Source organism: Flavobacterium sp. CSZ, from assembly GCF_015350725.1.
Taxonomy (GTDB): Bacteria; Bacteroidota; Bacteroidia; order Flavobacteriales; family Flavobacteriaceae; genus Flavobacterium.
Genome location: NZ_JADKPQ010000009.1, coordinates 78,105 through 94,427, shown reverse-complemented (window position 1 = coordinate 94,427; position 16,323 = coordinate 78,105). Strand labels below are relative to the sequence as shown.

The 16,323-nt window shown below is 33.0% G+C and carries 17 protein-coding genes; 11 read left to right on the top strand and 6 right to left on the bottom strand.

The genetic code is table 11. From position 1 onward, the window contains the following. Window positions 1-38: 38 nt before the first annotated feature. Together aroQ and IRZ78_RS12180 are read right to left on the bottom strand one after the other, a co-directional pair. Entirely contained in the window at window positions 39-452 is a 414-nt protein-coding gene (aroQ, locus tag IRZ78_RS12185) for a type II 3-dehydroquinate dehydratase (RefSeq protein WP_194616803.1), read from the bottom strand. A 212-nt stretch (window positions 453-664) separates the two neighbouring features. Beyond that, window positions 665-1,222 (bottom strand): porin family protein, encoded by a 558-nt coding sequence (locus tag IRZ78_RS12180; RefSeq protein ID WP_194616802.1) that lies wholly within the window; start codon window positions 1,220-1,222, stop codon window positions 665-667. Window positions 1,223-1,542: 320 nt separating this feature from the next. Between IRZ78_RS12180 and IRZ78_RS26150 the strand changes: the two genes are divergently transcribed. The 7 genes from IRZ78_RS26150 to IRZ78_RS12150 all read left to right on the top strand — a co-directional run bounded on the left by IRZ78_RS26150 (window position 1,543) and on the right by IRZ78_RS12150 (window position 7,047). Further along, complete coding sequence (locus tag IRZ78_RS26150; protein WP_228520458.1) at window positions 1,543-1,698, top strand: hypothetical protein; 156 nt, start codon at window positions 1,543-1,545, stop codon at window positions 1,696-1,698. A 12-nt stretch (window positions 1,699-1,710) separates the two neighbouring features. Beyond that, window positions 1,711-2,025, top strand: coding sequence for a hypothetical protein (locus IRZ78_RS12175; protein ID WP_228520457.1), 315 nt, complete (start codon window positions 1,711-1,713; stop codon window positions 2,023-2,025). Window positions 2,026-2,234: 209 nt separating this feature from the next. Beyond that, window positions 2,235-2,813, top strand: coding sequence for a porin family protein (locus tag IRZ78_RS12170; RefSeq protein ID WP_194616801.1), 579 nt, complete (start codon window positions 2,235-2,237; stop codon window positions 2,811-2,813). Window positions 2,814-2,983: 170 nt separating this feature from the next. Beyond that, entirely contained in the window at window positions 2,984-3,607 is a 624-nt protein-coding gene (locus tag IRZ78_RS12165) for a porin family protein (protein ID WP_194616800.1), read from the top strand. A gap of 182 nt (window positions 3,608-3,789) precedes the next feature. Continuing rightward, window positions 3,790-4,398, top strand: coding sequence for a porin family protein (locus tag IRZ78_RS12160; RefSeq protein WP_194616799.1), 609 nt, complete (start codon window positions 3,790-3,792; stop codon window positions 4,396-4,398). 82 nt (window positions 4,399-4,480) lie between these two features. Next, a complete protein-coding gene (xerD, locus tag IRZ78_RS12155) occupies window positions 4,481-5,377 on the top strand; it encodes a site-specific tyrosine recombinase XerD (RefSeq protein ID WP_194616926.1) in 897 nt (298 codons plus the stop codon). Between the two features lie 146 nt (window positions 5,378-5,523). Then, a complete protein-coding gene (locus tag IRZ78_RS12150) occupies window positions 5,524-7,047 on the top strand; it encodes a PAS domain-containing protein (RefSeq protein ID WP_194616798.1) in 1,524 nt (507 codons plus the stop codon). A gap of 72 nt (window positions 7,048-7,119) precedes the next feature. Here IRZ78_RS12150 and rny read toward each other — a convergent pair whose 3' ends face one another. The 3 genes from rny to IRZ78_RS12135 form a co-directional block, all read right to left on the bottom strand. After that, the gene (gene rny / locus IRZ78_RS12145; protein ID WP_055091880.1) at window positions 7,120-8,682 is read right to left on the bottom strand and encodes a ribonuclease Y; all 1,563 of its coding nucleotides are present in this window, start codon (window positions 8,680-8,682) and stop codon (window positions 7,120-7,122) included. Window positions 8,683-8,890: 208 nt separating this feature from the next. Then, window positions 8,891-9,184, bottom strand: coding sequence for a cell division protein ZapA (locus IRZ78_RS12140; protein WP_041516860.1), 294 nt, complete (start codon window positions 9,182-9,184; stop codon window positions 8,891-8,893). Between the two features lie 6 nt (window positions 9,185-9,190). Beyond that, window positions 9,191-9,481 carry a hypothetical protein gene (locus tag IRZ78_RS12135; RefSeq protein ID WP_065451073.1) on the bottom strand — a complete coding sequence of 97 codons (291 nt, stop codon included), beginning with the start codon at window positions 9,479-9,481 and terminating at the stop codon, window positions 9,191-9,193. A 179-nt stretch (window positions 9,482-9,660) separates the two neighbouring features. Here IRZ78_RS12135 and IRZ78_RS12130 point away from each other — a divergent pair, with 179 nt between their 5' ends. Genes IRZ78_RS12130 through IRZ78_RS12115 form a run of 4 tightly spaced genes read left to right on the top strand, consistent with a single transcriptional unit; the run spans window position 9,661 to window position 15,215 of the window. Then, complete coding sequence (locus IRZ78_RS12130) at window positions 9,661-11,343, top strand: M23 family metallopeptidase (protein ID WP_194616797.1); 1,683 nt, start codon at window positions 9,661-9,663, stop codon at window positions 11,341-11,343. An 11-nt stretch (window positions 11,344-11,354) separates the two neighbouring features. Next, window positions 11,355-13,814, top strand: a complete 2,460-nt coding sequence (locus IRZ78_RS12125; protein ID WP_194616796.1) for a carboxypeptidase-like regulatory domain-containing protein — start codon at window positions 11,355-11,357, stop codon at window positions 13,812-13,814. Then, a complete protein-coding gene (locus IRZ78_RS12120) occupies window positions 13,811-14,446 on the top strand; it encodes a hypothetical protein (RefSeq protein ID WP_194616795.1) in 636 nt (211 codons plus the stop codon). The genes IRZ78_RS12125 and IRZ78_RS12120 overlap by 4 nt, the downstream gene beginning before the upstream one ends. A gap of 46 nt (window positions 14,447-14,492) precedes the next feature. Beyond that, the gene (locus IRZ78_RS12115) at window positions 14,493-15,215 is read left to right on the top strand and encodes a hypothetical protein (RefSeq protein WP_194616794.1); all 723 of its coding nucleotides are present in this window, start codon (window positions 14,493-14,495) and stop codon (window positions 15,213-15,215) included. A 310-nt stretch (window positions 15,216-15,525) separates the two neighbouring features. Here the strand turns inward: IRZ78_RS12115 and IRZ78_RS12110 are convergent, their stop codons facing one another. Then, window positions 15,526-16,227, bottom strand: coding sequence for a hypothetical protein (locus IRZ78_RS12110; protein WP_194616793.1), 702 nt, complete (start codon window positions 16,225-16,227; stop codon window positions 15,526-15,528). Window positions 16,228-16,323 lie beyond the last annotated feature (96 nt).

Below are 16,323 nucleotides of genomic sequence, written 5' to 3'. Positions count from 1 at the left end.
TTAAAAATGAGCTTATTAAAAAATTGTTAAATAAAGACTTACAAGAAAGATTGAATGGCGAGATTATAACTTTTTAGTCCAAAGCCCAAAATTACTCCTTTTGCATTGCCGGATAAATACGATTGGTGCCTGAAACTTTCACGGGCGTAAGTATTCGAAATATGCACTTCGATTACGGGTGTTGTTACTGCTTTAATGGCATCTCCCAAACCTATTGAGGTGTGTGTATAAGCGCCGGCATTCAAAATAATTCCGTCATAAGTAAAACCGAATTCCTGAATTTTTCCAATCAGTTCGCCTTCGATATTACTTTGATAATACGACAGCTCGATATTGGGATACGTTTTTTGCAACGTTTCAAAATAATCTTCAAAGGTTTGACTTCCGTAAACTTCCGGTTCTCTTTTTCCTAAAAGATTCAAATTGGGTCCGTTGATTATAGCAATTTTCATATTTAAGTTATTTTGAAAAAACAGTTAGATTTTTTTAAAAAACCATATAAGTAATATAAGTTCATTTAATCTAAAGTTATTATATGTTGAATTTTTAATTGAGTGATATTGTAATTGATTTTTGAAATTGCCATTGCCATAGCACTTGGTAAAAATAAAAAAACCGTTCTAATTAATAGAACGGTTTTTATAAAAGTATGTGATATATTTTTTTAGAACATAAACCCTGCTGAGATCTGGAATACAGAGTTTTTAACATCTGCATTTTTAGAAGCTTCTGTCAATCCTAAACCATAACGACCTTGTAAAAAGAAGTTTTCAGTAAGTTTTACTCCTAAACCGGCATTTACACCAAATTCAAAAGTTTCACCATTTTTAACATCAAAATCATTTCTTTCACTTACTAAGAAAGAAGCCTGTGGTCCTACTTCTAAACTAAATGTATTATTTAAATAAAATTTAGCCATTACCGGAATGGAGATGTACCCTAGCTCATTTTTAATATCTCCACTTACATCATCAAATTTATAAGATGCACCTGTTGTAGAGTATAAAAGCTCTGGTTGAATAGAAAATTTGTCTAGTAATTTTATTTCAGCAACCAAACCAGCATGGTAGCTAGTGATACCTTCTTTGTCAATTTGATCTGGAAAATCTCCAGTTTGACTTGCAAAGTTAACCCCTGCTTTAACTCCAAGTTTTAATAATTGTGCCTGAATTGTAGCTGATGTTGCCATGAACAAAACAGCCGCTAAAATTATTTTTTTCATAAAAGTGTTTTTTTAAAATTTGGTATTTTTTAACGTTATCTATTAGTCAAAACTACATTATTTTGATTTTATTGTTTTATATATTGGTTTAAATAATTAATAAAATTCGCACTCATTTTCGCTTTTTACGGTTGTTATTTGGTGTTTTTGCCTTTAATCCTTTGAATTTCAGTTTTTTGTTTCTTTATAAATTCTGTCTTATTTTAATACTTTTCAGTCTTCTCTTGGACTTTTTTTAACAAGTATAAGATTAGTTTTATAGAATAATAATAAAAAAAAATTGTAAACATAAAAAAAATATTTTAGCTGCTATTGCAGTAATGACAGTTGGTTTTGCAAGCGCACAAGAGCAAACTAAAAGAGGAAAATACCTTATTGAGGGTAATACTTCTTTTGGCGCGAGAGGAACTGGTAACACAGGTTTTGCACTAAATTCAGAAGATGGTACAACTTCTTGGAATATTGGTGCTGAGTGAGGTTACTTCGTTATGGATAATTTAGCGATAAAAGCTGGTTTAGGGTATGGTGATCAAGGAGGAGATTACGGTACTTCTAAGTTCTCTTATAAAGTTGGAGCAAAGTATTATGTAATCAACAAAATTCCATTTGAACTTTCTTATACAGGAGCAAGTGTTAAAGATGCAGATGAGAATCCTTCTTATTTAGGAATTCATGGAGGATATACATGGTTTATTGGAAATAACATTTCTATTGAGCCAGGCGTTCGTTACAACGTAACATTAAATGAAGATTTTGGTAAAGATGTTCTTCAATTTACTATTGGTTTTGCATTGCATTTCTAATACCGGAATTATAATATTTTTTAAAAGCCTTCCTAATTATTTAGGAAGGTTTTTTTGTTTGTGGTTTAATTTACAACAAATAAAAGTTTGTCCGTTTACTTTTAATGAGTTTAACTGTCTAATTACCACTTTATTTGTTAAAATGCAAGTTATTTTTTGTGAAGTATATTTTTATATTTGAACATTAAATTTAACCAAAACAAATTAAGATGAAGAAAATTATTTTAGCTGCTATAGCAGTAATGGCATTTGGATTTACTAATGCACAACAAACAAGATTTGGAATAAAAGGAGGTCTTAACCTTTCAACAGTAGTTGGTGGAGATGTTGATGATACTAAATCATTAGTTGGTTTTCACGTTGGCGGTTTTGCTGAAATTCATGTTGTAGAGAAATTTTTTATTCAACCAGAACTTTTATTCTCAACGCAGGGAAGTAAATTTGATGGTTTTGGAGGAGATTACGATTATAAATTGAATTATTTAAATATTCCGGTTTTAGCAAAATATTATATAGTAGATAAAAAATTTAATGTTGAAGCAGGACCACAATTAGGTGTTTTATTGTCTGCAAAACTTGATGGTGAAGATATTAAAGATTATACAAGATCAGTAGATTTTGGTTTTAACATTGGAGCGGGTTATAGTTTTACTGATAATCTTTCAGTAGGTCTTCGTTATACTATTGGTTTATCTCCTCTTTCAGATAAAGATATTGATAATGAAGATGATTATTACAATAGTGCTAAAAACAGTAACCTTGCGTTATCTCTAGCTTATAAATTCTAATTTTAAGAATTAATTAATCTCAAAAACCTTTCTGAATTTCAGAAAGGTTTTTTTATGCTCAAAATTTTCATAATAAGAATTTACCACCCAAAATTATAGTATCTGATTTATTCTGGTTTTTAATAAGTATATTTCTATATTTGGCGAAATTAATCAACCAAAAAAATAAAATGAAACAAGTTATTTTATCTGCAATTGCAGTTATGGCATTTGGCTTTACAAATGCACAAGATGTTAAATATGGTCTTAAAGGTGGCCTAAATATTTCGAATTTTACAGGAGATACAGATGGAGCTAATTTAAAATCAAGAGCAGGTTTTAATGTTGGAGGGTTTGTAGAAATAAAAATTTCTGAAAAATTCTCTATTCAGCCGGAACTTCTGTACTCTACTCAGGGAACTAAAATTGCAAATATTGGAGATTACTTAGGCGATGAATTTTTTACGGGAGATATTAATTTTAATTTATCCTATATAAATGTGCCGGTGATGTTTAAGTATTATGTAGCAGAAAAATTTAGTATCGAAGCTGGTCCACAAATTGGATTTTTAACTTCTGCAAAGACAAAAACAAAACTGGATGGATTTAGTCAAACCGTTGAAGATGATGTTAAGGATAGTTTCGAATCAATCGATTTTGGATTAAATTTTGGAGCAGGTTATGAGTTTACAGAGCATTTTGGAATAGGGGCAAGATATAATTTAGGATTAGCGAATATCGCAAAAACCGAAGCAGGTGATGATACTAAACTTCATAACAGTGTTTTTTCATTTTCTGCAGCTTATAAGTTTTAAATATTTTATTGAAAATATTTAAAAAGCCTTCCTGAATCAGGAAGGCTTTTTTTTGTAAGAAAAATATATTTTTAATAAGATTTTGCGCCTAGTTACTACAAAAAATGTTAAAATACAAATAATTTTTTGGTAAGTATATTTCTATATTTGCCATCGAATTAATTTAACCAAAACAAATAATAATGAAAAAAGTTCTTTTATCTGCAGTTGCAGTTATGGCATTTATGAGTGTTAGCGCTCAAGAAACAAGATTTGGAGTAAAAGCTGGTGCAAACTTATCTACTTTTACAGGAGATGTTGATGATGCAAAATCGTTAGTTGGTTTTCACGTTGGCGGTTTTGCTGAAATCAAACTTTCTGATAAATTCGCAATTCAACCTGAGATTTTATTCTCAACTCAAGGTTCAAAACAAGAAGGTAGTGATCTTTTTGGCTCATATGAAAATAAAGTAAATGTAAGCTATTTAAATATTCCAGTAATGGCAAAATATTATGTGGCTGAAAAATTTAGTCTTGAAGCAGGTCCGCAAATTGGATTTTTACTAAGTGCTAAATCAAAGTATGAGGAAACTGTAGATGGTGAAAAATATTCAGAGGATATAGATGTAAAAGATGGTTTCGAATCAATTGATTTTGGGGTAAACTTTGGTGCTGGATATGATTTTACTGAAAATCTTTCTGTAGGTTTACGTTATAATCTTGGTTTATCAAATATTAATAAAAACGAAGAAGGCGATAACGCAAAAGTTAAAAACAGCGTTTTCTCTTTATCTGTAGGCTACAAATTCTAATCTAATTAGATAATTTCATACTAAGAAACCTTCCTGATTCAGGAAGGTTTTTTTATGCTTAAAAATGTTTTACTTTGTAAGTATGAATTGGAGCCGATACATCAAAGATTATCAATCGTATTTACGAATCGAAAGAGGGTTGTCGAAAAACACCATCGAAAATTATGGTTTTGATATCGAACGATTGCGTCTTTTTTTGGAAACGAATCACATTGAAGTTTCTCCTTTAAAAATTAATGACGAAACGATACAGCAATTTATATATGCTGTTGCCAAAGAGGTTAATCCGCGTTCGCAAGCCCGGATTATTTCAGGCTTAAAAAGTTTTTTTAATTACCTGGTTTTTGAAGATTATAGAAATGATAATCCACTGGAGCTAATCGAAACCCCCAAAACTGGCCGTAAATTACCGGATACTTTGTCTGTACAGGAAATTGATGCGCTTATTGCGGCGATTGATTTAAGTTCTAACGAAGGGGAGCGAAATCGCGCCATGTTAGAAACTCTATATGGTTGCGGACTCAGGGTTTCAGAACTGATTTCGCTTAAAATTTCGGATTTATTTTTTGATGAAGGTTTTATAAAAATTACCGGAAAAGGAAACAAAGAACGTTTTGTGCCTATTGGGAAATTGACTCAAAAATACATACAGATTTATCACAAGGAAGTTCGTGTAAATCTAACCATAAAAAAAGGTCACGAAGATACTTTGTTCCTGAACCGAAGAGGTAACCAGCTTACGCGAGCCATGATCTTTACGATTATCAAAGATTTGGCGGTAAAAATTAGTTTGCATAAAAGTATTAGTCCTCATACTTTGCGTCATTCATTTGCTACTCACTTACTTGAAAATGGCGCCGATTTGCGATCGATTCAGTTAATGTTGGGGCACGAATCTATTACAACGACTGAAATTTATGTGCATTTGGATCGAAGTTTTCTAAAAGAAGTCATGCATTCTTATCATCCCCGAAAATAATTTTTTTGCTATGAGAAGTTATTTTAAGTGAAAATTTAATATATTGTGATGTATTTTCTACTAAAGGCAGATAAGATCGACAAACAGCGCTTTTATTGTTTTAAATGTTATTTTGATCACTAAATTTAAGTAAAAATAAGTAGCATATGGTTTTTGATTTATACGGAAGTGAGGACTGCTTAGAGGTGAATAATTTTTACAAGAAGTTATTTGCAGAAATGCCTGATTTGCTTTTTCACTTTGTTATTGATTGCGATAATAATTATACTTTTCCTCTTGTCAGTAAATCTGCTGATGAAATTTTTGAGCTTACCGCCGAAATGTTTTCAAGTGATCCTAAACTCATTATCTATGATAGAATTTTTCCTCAGGATCGCGATTTCTTTTTTGATTCCTTAGTCAGAGCACGAAGAGACATAAAACCCTGGGAGATTGAATTTAGGGCTGTTCTTCCAAAAAAGGGATTGCGTTGGTTTAAAATTTCTTCTAAAACCGAATTGTCTCCTGCGGATGGTTGCGTTAGTTTTTATGGCCATGTTTCTGATATTACAGAATTGAAAGATAAAGAAGAAAAGCTGCGTATATCCGAAGAGCGTTTTCAGTTTGCTCTTGAAGCTTCTACGGCCGGAATCTGGGATTGGGATATGATGACCAATAATGTTTTTTATTCTTCGTTATCGCTTAAAATTCTGGAACTCGAGTCGACTGATATTTTTGATGATCCGGAACGCTGGGATAAAATTGTGCATCCGGATGATTTGCCCAAATACTATTCGGATATTCAGGAACATTTTGACAATAAGATTCCATATTACGAAAATTACCATCGTGTAATGACTTCCAGCGGTAATTATAAATGGATTCTGGATCGCGGAAAAGTGATCAAAAGGGATGAGAACGGAAAACCATTACGTGTTATTGGTACGCATACCGATGTTTCTTTACAAAAAGAAAAAGAGTTAGAGCTTTTGAAAACCATGAAATTATACAGCGATCAAAACAGCCGACTGGTAAATTTTTCGCATATCGTTTCGCATAATCTAAATACACAGGCAGGCAATATAAAATCGATTTTGGACTTTATTGATGCCGATATCGAGCGACAAACTGTAAATGAGATGCTGGAACATTTAAGAACTGTTTCTAATGACTTAAATGATACGATTTCAAATTTAACCCAGATTGTAAAAACGCAAAGCAATATTAATATTGCGGTTGTACCCTTAAAACTTTGTGATTATATCGACAAAACGATCTCGACTATAAAAGGGTTTGATAAACAAAAGAATGTCACGATAATAAATAATGTTCCGAAGTACTTGACGGTTAATTTTAATCCGGCTTATATGGAAAGTGTTTTGTTGAATTTTGCAACAAATGCCATAAAATACGCGCATCCTGATCGTGATCCTGTTATTGTGTTTGATTTTTCGATTGAACCCGAAGGACATAAATCTTTAAAAATTACCGATAACGGATTGGGTATTGATTTGAATGTATATGGTGATTTGTTATTTGGAATGTATAAAACATTTCATAAACATCAGGAAGCCCGCGGAATTGGTTTGTATATAACCAGAAATCAAATTGAAGCTATGAAAGGGACAATTTCTGTTGAAAGCGAGGTTGGAGTAGGGACTAGTTTTAAAATCATCTTTAACGATATTTAAAATCATAAATTGATATAAATAATAAAGGCTATCTGTAGAAGATAGCCTTTATTATTTTATAGTGTTTAGAGATTACTTCGCAATATTCACTGCTCTTGTTTCTCTAATTACTGTCACTTTTACCTGACCCGGATAAGTCATTTCGGTTTGGATTTTTTGTGAAATTTCGAAAGATAAGTTGGCTGCATTATCATCAGAAACTTTTTCGCTTTCTACAATTACGCGAAGTTCTCTACCAGCCTGAATTGCGTATGCATTTTTTACACCGCTAAAACCGTAAGCCACTTCTTCAAGGTCTTTCAGACGCTGAATGTATGAATCTAAAACCTGACGTCTTGCCCCTGGTCTTGCTCCTGAAATAGCATCACAAACCTGAACGATAGGAGAAAGTAATGATTTCATTTCGATCTCGTCGTGGTGAGCTCCAATAGCGTTACAAACTTCTTCTTTTTCACCATATTTCTCCGCCCATTGCATACCTAATAATGCGTGAGGTAAATCACTTTCAGTATCCGGCACTTTACCAATATCGTGTAGTAAACCTGCTCTTTTTGCCAGTTTTACATTCAGGCCTAATTCGGCTGCCATGATACCACAAAGTTTAGAAACCTCTCTCGAGTGTTGCAATAAGTTTTGTCCGTAAGAAGAACGGTATTTCATTCTACCTACTACTTTTATTAATTCAGGGTGTAAACCGTGAATTCCTAAGTCAATAACCGTACGTTTACCAACTTCGATAATTTCGTCATCGATTTGTTTGGCTGTTTTAGCGACAACTTCTTCAATTCTTGCCGGGTGAATACGTCCGTCAGTTACCAATTTGTGCAATGACAAACGCGCAATTTCTCTACGAACTGGATCAAAGCAAGAAAGAATAATTGCTTCCGGTGTATCATCAACAATGATTTCTACTCCGGTTGCAGCTTCAAGCGCTCTAATGTTACGTCCTTCACGACCAATAATTCTACCTTTTACATCGTCAGATTCAATGTTGAAAACAGATACGCAATTCTCAACTGCTTCTTCAGTTCCAACTCTTTGAATAGTGTTGATGATAATTTTCTTAGCTTCTTGTTGCGCTGTAAGTTTTGCCTCTTCAATTGTGTCCTGAATATGAGACATTGCTTTGCTTTTGGCTTCAGCTTTTAAACCTTCAACCAATTGTTCTTTTGCTTCTTCTGCAGAAAGTCCTGAAATAACTTCAAGTTGCTGCAATTGACTTTTGTGTAATTTGTCAACTTCAGCTTGTTTTTTGTCTAAAACTTCAATTTTGTTATTGTACTCGTTTGTTTTAGCTTCAAAATCGTCGTTAACTTTTTTGGCTTTAGAAAGTTCGTTAGAAATTTGAGATTCTTTATCGCGAACTCTTTTTTCTACTTCGGCTACTTTTTTATCTCTGGCTAAAATTACTTGCTCGTGCTCAGATTTCAATTCAATGAATTTTTCTTTTGCCTGAAGAATTTTATCTTTTTTAATGTTTTCGGCTTCTAAATTAGCATCTTTTAAAATTGAAGAAGCTTCTTTTTTTGCGTTCTTGATTAGATTAGAAATATTGCTTTTTTCGATAATTTTAGCGATTGCAAAACCTGCCGCAATCCCTATAATACCTGAAATAATGATCGTTATTATGTCCATGTTTGTTAAAATTTATATATAAAAAAAGCCTACATTAATTGCTTGAATAAACTCGTAAAGACAAGTTTTGAGCTAACTCACTGTTCAAGTTTCCTTGCCGAAGCATGGCATACTATAGTAGCGAAGATTCACTCACTTTAATTTGTTAGTGTTGAGTTTACCAATTGTGAACTAATGTAGGCAGTATCTTAGTTTCTGTAAAGAACGTTTAATTTTCGAGATATTGATCTAATAGCGAATTTAATCTTTTAATTCTTTCGATGGTTTCTTCGCCATCGATTGCGTTATCAATTTGTTTTTGTTCTACTTGTGATGCAAATTGCAAGGCACACATCGCCAGAACATCTTGTTTGTCACGAACCGCGTAACTTTCTTCGAATTGCTTGATCATAGCATCAATTTTTTTTGAAGCACTTCTAAGTCCTTCTTCCTGAGTAGGTTCTACCGTTAGCGGGTAAACTCTGTCTGCAATTGATATTTTAATTCTTAGCTTTCCGTCCATGTCTTTCTAGTCTGATAGTTGTGCTATACAGTAATCAATTTCGCGAATTAATGAATTTATTTTAAGCTTTGTCTCTCTCTTGTTATTGTCGCTGCCGAGCAACGAATTGGCTATTTTAAGTGTATCATATTGCTTTTTCAAAGCCTCCATTTCTTCAGATTGTTTCTGGATAATTTGCGCAGCTTTGGCTAGTTCTAATCGTAATACCTGATTATTTTTTTCTAAGGCTTTTGACTTCTCAAAAAGCTTTTCGACTTTATATTCAAGAGTATCAATTATTTCTGCAATTACACTCATTGTAAATCCTATTCATTACTTAATCATACAAAGTTAGTATTCCTTTTTATTAATGCAATTTTTTATCGATTTTTTTACATTAAAAATAACCAATTAAATGAAATTCAATCAATTGTATTTTTGTAGCTTTTTACTCGGTTTTGGCCTCTTAATTTTTTATCTTAGCAAAAATGTTGCTTATGAAATTCTCACTACTTGCCTTGTTTTTTTGCCCTTTTATTTTTGCTCAAACGCAATATCCAAAGAACGATTTCCGCCCGCCACTTGATATCCCGATGCAGCTTTCCGGTAATTTTGGGGAGCTAAGGCCCAATCATTTTCATGCAGGGTTCGATTTAAAAACCAATCAAAGAGAAGGATTAAGTGTGCACGCAATTGCTGAAGGATACGTTTCAAGAATAAAAATTTCGACGTTCGGAAACGGAAAATGTATTTATATAACACATCCAAATGGGTATACTTCAGTTTACGGGCATTTACAAACTCCTGTTGGTGAAATTCAGGAATATGTAAAAAAAACGCATTATAAAGAAAAAGCATATGAAATAGAAGTGTTTCCCAAACCTTTTGAATTACCTGTTACAAAAGGGCAAATAATTGCGCTTTCCGGAAATACAGGTTCTTCTGAAGGTCCACATTTGCATTTTGAAATTCGCGATAGCAAAACAGAATTTGTGATTAATCCGATGTTTTTTGGATTTGATCAAAATATTAAGGACACCAAAAAACCAACGCTGTCCAGTTTATATGTTTATCCTTTAGATAATGCAACGGTTAATCAGTCCAAACAACCGCTGTTGGTGAATATGACCCTTCAAAAAGACGGAACGTATCTGGCAGGAAAAATTAAAACAAACGGAAAAATTGGTTTTGGAATTAACGCGGTTGATAATGATGATGTTTCTCATAACAAAAATGGAGTTTTTAATGTTTCCACTTTTTTAAACGGAAATCAAAATTATAATTATCAGTTTAATACCTATTCGTTTGACGAAATGCGTTATATCAATGCTTTTATTGATTATTCAAGATATAAAAAGACAAGTCAGCGTATTCAGAAACTTTTTATGAAAACGCCTTTTGCATTAAGTATTATTAAAACAGATTCAGAACGCGGTATAATTTCGGCTCAACCCAATCTGGCTTCGACTTATAGAATTGAAGTTTCTGATTATTTCGGAAATCACAATTCAATTACAGTTCCAATTGAGTATGATACTGCAACACCGCCCGTGCAGGCAGAACCTGTTACATCAAAATATTTTGTCAGATATAACAAGGACTCCAATTTCGAGAAAGATAATATGTCGGTTTTCTTTCCGGCAGGAACTTTCTACGAAGATTTTAATATGAATTTTGATGTAAGGAATAACAAAGTTTATATTCATGATGATACAGTTCCGGTACATTCAAACTTTACCATTACTATTAAGGACAGTACTTATCCTGAATCTTTGCGTGAGAAATTGTATATCGGGAAAGGTACCAGTTATAACGGAACATTTAGAAAAGGAGACGTTTTTACTGCCAAAGCTAAAATACTTGGTCAATACGGTTTGGTTCTCGATACAATTGCTCCGGTTATTAAACTTGCAAAACCTGTTGAAGGAAAATGGATCAGTGACCAGAAAAAAATCGATTTTACAATTAGCGATTCCTCATCTGGTATAAAATCATATAATGGATATCTGAACGGAAAATGGGTTTTATTTGAATATGAAAATAAGGCCAGAAGAATTACGCATACTTTTGATGATGAATTGTTGCTGGAAGGAGAAAACGATTTAAAAATAGAAGTCATTGATAATGTGGGTAATTCTGCTATCTTTGAAACTCGTTTTTTTAGAAGTCAACAAAAATAAAACCAAAGCGATTGAACCATAATAAGCTACTATTCGTTTTTCTTTTTTTATGCATTACGTGTTTTTCGTTTGCTCAAAATGCTCGTGTCAAAGGTGTTATTTTAGATGATCATAACCGTCCTGTTCCAGATGTAAATATTGCCTCTTTAGGTATTACGAAGCAATCTGATGCCAATGGTTTTTTTGAAATCAGTGTGCCTTCAAATAAAAAGTTGTCACTGATTTTTACTCATATTTCTTTAAAAATGATGAGCCTTACAGTGAGTTTAAAACCAAATGAAGTTTTTGTTTTTAATCCCGTTATGAGTAGTTCAGAGGAGCAAATGGGAGAAGTTTTTGTTTCTTCCAGAAATAAAAAGCGAGTTCAGGGAATTGCAACAATTGATGCCGCTACCATTAAGAAAATTCCAGGCGCAAACGCAGGAATTGAAAATATTCTAAAAACATTGCCTGGCGTAAATTCAAACAATGAACTCAGTACACAATATGCAGTTCGTGGTGGTAATTACGACGAAAACTTAGTGTATGTAAACGAAGTTGAAGTCTATCGTCCGTTTTTAATTCGTTCCGGACAACAAGAAGGATTGAGTTTTACCAATACCGATTTAGTTCAGAATGTTGATTTTTCGGCTGGAGGATTTCAGGCCAAATTTGGAGATAAATTATCTTCGGTTTTGGATATTACCTATAGAAAACCAACTCAGTTTGGTGCTTCATTAGAAGCCAGTTTATTGGGCGGAAGTATTTCTGTTGATGCCGTTTCTAAAAATAAAAAATGGTCGGCGGTAACGGGTGTTCGTTATCGAAATAATAGTTTACTGGTCAATAGCCAGGATACACAAACCAATTATACACCTACTTTTGCCGATATCCAGACCAATATAAATTATGATATTTCTGATAAATGGCAGGTGAGTTTTTTGGGAAATATTTCTCAGAATAAATATTTGTATCAGCCATTAACACGCGAAACAAAATTTGGAACAATCGATCAGCCCATGTCGCTGGCGGTGTATTATGAAGGAAGAGAACGCGATCAGTATGATACTTATTTTGGTGCTTTAAAAACAACTTATAAAGTTTCGTCAAGTTTAACTTTAAAATTTATAGGCTCACTGTTTCATACTATAGAGGAGGAGCATTTTGATATTTTGGCACAATATCGATTAGGGAATGTAGCGGAGGAAGGACCAACTCAGGTTGATTTTACACGCGGAATTGGTTCGCAACTTAATCACGCCAGAAACGATCTTGATGCTTTGATCGCAAATGTAGAAATTAAAGGTTTTAAAGAATGGAAAAACGACAGTCAATTAGAGTTTGGTCTAAAATATACCAGAGAATCGATTCGTGACAGAATTGTAGAATGGGAAATGATTGATTCAGCTGGATTTTCTATTAATCCTCCAATTGTTATTTTGCCTAAAAACAATCAGCCCTACCAACCTTATACAGGACCTCTTTTGCCATATCAGGATGTTCGTGCTACAAATTTTAATACCATCAACAGGTTTTCGGGTTATGCCCAATACAATAAAAAATCAGAACTGGGATCTAATCAGATTTGGTATAATGTAGGTGCACGTTTCCAGAGTTGGGATGTTTCAGGTGCTGTCGTTGAAGGAAAAAATCAAATTGTGTTCAGTCCGCGTGCTCAGTTTGCCATAAAACCCGACTGGGATATGGATATGGTTTTCAGGCTTTCGGGAGGATTATATCATCAGCCGCCTTTCTATAGAGAACTTCGAGATCTGGATGGCGTTGTGAATCCAAACGTAAAAGCTCAGGAATCGGTACATATTGTTTTGAGTAATGATTATAATTTTAAAATGTGGAACCGCCCTTTTAAATGGGTGACGGAATTTTATTATAAATCACTTTCAGATGTCAATGTATATTCGATCGATAATGTGAGAATTCGTTATATCGCCAATAATAACGCAACTGCCTATGCGCAAGGTCTTGATTTTAGGCTGAACGGAGAATTTGTTCCGGGAACTGAATCCTGGATTAGTTTTGGTTATTTAAGAACTGAAGAAAATTACGAAAACAAAGGATATATCGCCAGGCCAACAGATCAGCGTTTGAAGTTTGCCATGTTGTTTCAGGATTATATGCCAAATATCCCAAGTGTAAAATTATATCTTAATCTGGTTTATAATACAGGTTTGCCTGGTGGGGCTCCGGCCTATTCTGATCCTTATTTGTATCAAAACCGATTGAACGATTATCGTAGGGTAGACGTTGGTTTTGCTAAAGTTTTTGTAGATAATAGTACTAAAGTGGCAAAAGCAAAATGGTTGAAAAACTTTAAGGAATTATCTCTGGGATTAGAGATTTTTAATCTTTTTAATAATCAAAACGCAATAACCAATACATGGGTTCGTGATGTGTATTCTAAAAATCAATACGCTATTCCGAATTATATGACTTCGAGAGTTTTTAATATTAAGCTCAATGCGCGGTTATGACAGGCAAACGTGAAAAGAGAAAAAAGATTTTTTACGTGCCAGGAATAATATCTTTGGTTTTTATTCCGTTGTTATGTTTGTATTCTTGGTGTAGAAAAGATGTCTTTAAGAGCGAGGGATATATTGATGTCTATTTTTCTGAAAAGTCCCTTGCCAAGTCAAATTTGGAATCTATTAAAAGAAATTATCAGGTTTTTAATTTTAATAGTTCTGAAATTTTAGAATCTAAAGGCTTAAAAAATCTTCAGGCTGTTTTAAGGAAGATGAATCGTGAAAATGATACTATAAATGGTGTTCAGATTCATTTGGGAAATAAAATGGCTTATGAAGTTTATGTTAGAATTTTAGATATTTTAGCAATTGAACAAATGCCTACTTACCAACAATATAACAATGATTTTTTTGTTTTAATATTGCCGAAGCCGAAGGTTGATAAAAATTTACGAGAAATAACTCCCATTACATGTGGTTATTGGGAAGCTAATAAAGAGTTTATCTTAAAAGAACGGAAAGAAAAGCAATTTCAATATGTTTTGGCGCTGTATAAAAAGTATTGGTATCTTTTTCTAGCTTATCTGGGAATCGTAGTTCTCAACATCTTTACCTTAGTAAAATTCAATAAAACGAAATAATACAATCAAAAATACTATATTTGATATCCTAATATAATTAGCATACATGAAAAAATCTTTAACCTATATAGCCTTGGCAATCGTCGGAACATTAGTGAGTTGTAAAGACGAAGTTCAGAAACCGAAAGTGATTTATGATGCAGCCAACAAATCAAATGTGGTATCCAAAACAGATTCTACACAGATTGAAATAGCCGATTTGCCTATTCAGATGGAAGGAACGAGTTATTTAATTCATCCTGTTGGCGATTTACGCGTTTTCGAAAAAGGAACTAAATCCCGATATGGATCTTCGAGTGTAAACGATGTGAGCTTTACAATTTCGAATTTAGGCGAATATGAAATTACGGGATATTTACAGAATTTAAAATTTCAAAAAGTAGATTCAGATTCTATCCGTCCTTTAACAGATAAACCGGCTTTGATCTTGACGGCTACATATTTAAAGTCAGTTGCAGATAGAACCCAAAACCAGATTATGGTATATACTCTGGCGGATTCTGATACCAATAAAGACGGTAAAATTGATTCAGGAGATATTAAAACATTATATCTAAGCAGTATTAGTGGAGAAAACTTCACAAAGATTTCCGAAGATTTTCAGGAATTAATAGATTGGAGTTTAGTAGAATCTAAAAGCCGTTTATACTTTAGAACAATAGAAGATACCAACCAAAACGGACAATTCGATAAAAACGACGTTTTGCATTATAACTACATTGATTTAGGATCTAAAAAATGGGAGGTTAAGAGTTATAAACCTATTTAAAGTTTCTAAGCTACTAAGATTCTAAGTTGCTAAGATTTTAAAATAAAAGAAAAGGCCCTTTAAAAAATAAGTAATTTAATTTTTAAAGGGCTTTTTCTTTTTACGATAAAAAAGAGCCGTTAGGCTCGGCCAATATTGTAGAGCTGGACTTCAGTCCAGTTTAGCTTAGCGATTTAAAAAAAAAATGAATTTCGTTGTAATCAACACAATCCGTTGCGACTAGAATATAAATCATTTTAATATGTGTAATCGGTGGCAAAAAAAACTTAGCAACTTAGCGTCTTAAAATCTTAGCCGCTTAAAAAAAAATCTAAATCAAAATATCGCTTTCCAGATCAGATTTTTCGATCTCGAAACCAAATCCTAAGCGTTCTACGAGCTCAATAACCAGCTTTTTATACCAGTTTTCAGATTTTGGATGAATGTATATCTTTTCAATTAATTGTTTAAGATCAACGTTTATTTTTAAACCGTCATTTAGTTTGATCTCACTTTTTGAAGTGTCGGTAAGAATGCGGACTTCACGCTCGTACTGGAAACTTTTTCTTTTAAATAGAAACGGGAAGAATAAATCATCAAACGGAATGTATTCTTTTTTATAGTCGATGTAATTGACCTCGCCAATATACTGGTCAAAATTATTTTCAGGTCTTACTGCTTTTTGTAATCTGCCAATAGTAGACTGAATGGCTAATCCTTCGCTGTTTTGAGTAAAAATCTGCCACATGGCAAACGATTCGTATTCGTTAATGTGCCAGCTGCTAATGGCTACTTTTTCGCGATGTGTCTTGTAATAACTTAAGAATTCTGGATTGTCAACGGCAAGTTTTTTGATCTCCTCAAAAGTAGGCTCGCTAAAAGTACCTTCGTACTGATCTTCAAATTTATCAGATCGGGACATGAATAATTTCTTCGACAATAATAAATCAAGAAATTTAGATAAGTCTAAGTATTTCCAAACAATGGTATCCGGATCATCAGGAAGTGTTATGTTTGGATTGTTGAGATACATTTTTTGAGTTTTAAGATTTATTCTAAAAAAAAAGCCACAGATTATACAAATAAATATATGATTTTAATTCTTTAGTAGAAAAATAATCCGTGTTAA

What these genes read in the sequence shown, in the direction of transcription:
- aroQ (WP_194616803.1), bottom strand. Translation starts at nt 452, where the DNA reads ATGAAAATTGCTATAATCAACGGACCCAATTTGAATCTTTTAGGAAAA.
- IRZ78_RS12180 (WP_194616802.1), bottom strand. Translation starts at nt 1,222, where the DNA reads ATGAAAAAAATAATTTTAGCGGCTGTTTTGTTCATGGCAACATCAGCT.
- IRZ78_RS26150 (WP_228520458.1), top strand. Translation starts at nt 1,543, where the DNA reads ATGACAGTTGGTTTTGCAAGCGCACAAGAGCAAACTAAAAGAGGAAAA.
- IRZ78_RS12175 (WP_228520457.1), top strand. Translation starts at nt 1,711, where the DNA reads ATGGATAATTTAGCGATAAAAGCTGGTTTAGGGTATGGTGATCAAGGA.
- IRZ78_RS12170 (WP_194616801.1), top strand. Translation starts at nt 2,235, where the DNA reads ATGAAGAAAATTATTTTAGCTGCTATAGCAGTAATGGCATTTGGATTT.
- IRZ78_RS12165 (WP_194616800.1), top strand. Translation starts at nt 2,984, where the DNA reads ATGAAACAAGTTATTTTATCTGCAATTGCAGTTATGGCATTTGGCTTT.
- IRZ78_RS12160 (WP_194616799.1), top strand. Translation starts at nt 3,790, where the DNA reads ATGAAAAAAGTTCTTTTATCTGCAGTTGCAGTTATGGCATTTATGAGT.
- xerD (WP_194616926.1), top strand. Translation starts at nt 4,481, where the DNA reads ATGAATTGGAGCCGATACATCAAAGATTATCAATCGTATTTACGAATC.
- IRZ78_RS12150 (WP_194616798.1), top strand. Translation starts at nt 5,524, where the DNA reads ATGGTTTTTGATTTATACGGAAGTGAGGACTGCTTAGAGGTGAATAAT.
- rny (WP_055091880.1), bottom strand. Translation starts at nt 8,682, where the DNA reads ATGGACATAATAACGATCATTATTTCAGGTATTATAGGGATTGCGGCA.
- IRZ78_RS12140 (WP_041516860.1), bottom strand. Translation starts at nt 9,184, where the DNA reads ATGGACGGAAAGCTAAGAATTAAAATATCAATTGCAGACAGAGTTTAC.
- IRZ78_RS12135 (WP_065451073.1), bottom strand. Translation starts at nt 9,481, where the DNA reads ATGAGTGTAATTGCAGAAATAATTGATACTCTTGAATATAAAGTCGAA.
- IRZ78_RS12130 (WP_194616797.1), top strand. Translation starts at nt 9,661, where the DNA reads ATGAAATTCTCACTACTTGCCTTGTTTTTTTGCCCTTTTATTTTTGCT.
- IRZ78_RS12120 (WP_194616795.1), top strand. Translation starts at nt 13,811, where the DNA reads ATGACAGGCAAACGTGAAAAGAGAAAAAAGATTTTTTACGTGCCAGGA.
- IRZ78_RS12115 (WP_194616794.1), top strand. Translation starts at nt 14,493, where the DNA reads ATGAAAAAATCTTTAACCTATATAGCCTTGGCAATCGTCGGAACATTA.
- IRZ78_RS12110 (WP_194616793.1), bottom strand. Translation starts at nt 16,227, where the DNA reads ATGTATCTCAACAATCCAAACATAACACTTCCTGATGATCCGGATACC.